Annotated in this window: 1 protein-coding gene; it reads right to left on the bottom strand. The window is 27.0% G+C overall.

Features of this window, described 5'->3' with window-relative positions:
* Positions 1–74: 74 nt before the first annotated feature.
* On the bottom strand, positions 75–880 hold an 806-nt coding region (locus tag V2H77_RS00285; protein ID WP_341497210.1), incomplete at its 5' end, for a hypothetical protein.

Raw genomic sequence — 880 nt, 5'->3', positions numbered from 1 at the left:
TTTCACAACTGGTTATATTATACGGAATAAATAATAGAGAATATTGATAGTTGCAAAAAATTATCTTATATTGGTTATAAGATAATTAATATATTATTCTTGTTAAATGATTTGTAATCATAGGAAAATAAATTGAATTTATTTGTGAAGTCACTAAAATAGACCATGCATTGCCTATAATTTCTTGTGAAAATATCTTTTTTATTCTCTTCATTAAAGTTTTCGACTAAGTCATTATAAAGATTATTAATTGTTTTGATTTGTCCATTAAGTCTATTGACTGAATTATTTATATTTCTCAGACTAAATGAAACATCTGATGTGTTTAAAATGATCTCTTCCATCAATAAAGAGAGTTTGTGTATTTGCTTTTTATCTTCTCCATCGGCAATATTCTTTAGTAATTGTTGGACTTTTATATGTGTTTTTTCTGCGAAGTTTTTCTTGCGTTCAAAATCAATTTGAGATATTTCAAAGAGTTGTGGCAATTTTGAGATGAAATTATTCAGCTTACTAAAATCTGATTCAATTTCTTTCAATGAATGACTGACTCTGGCGACATAACCATGCCCTAAATATCCGCTGCTAAGCGAACCTAAATAGGTTGTTGCTTTGTGTATATTTTTAATAATTCTATCAATATCTTGTTCATCGAAATGATATACATGTTCATAATCTTCCAATGTTGATGGCCAGCGATATAATGATTCACTAAACTCATCCCAAGAAGCTACAATTTCTTGGGATAGATCATGATTTTTCAGGCATTCTGGCAGCTTTATATTGCTGATTGATTTAAACATATTGGATATAATTAAAAAATCATTTTTCATTTTATGCACCTTGATAAAATAATAAATATCATTAAATTGTATTAAAG

The sequence above is a fragment of the Photorhabdus sp. P32 genome, assembly GCF_038085095.1.
Taxonomy (GTDB): domain Bacteria; phylum Pseudomonadota; class Gammaproteobacteria; order Enterobacterales; family Enterobacteriaceae; genus Photorhabdus; species Photorhabdus luminescens.
The sequence above is the reverse complement of the archived record's forward strand: the minus strand, read 5'-3'. Positions and strand labels throughout refer to the sequence as shown.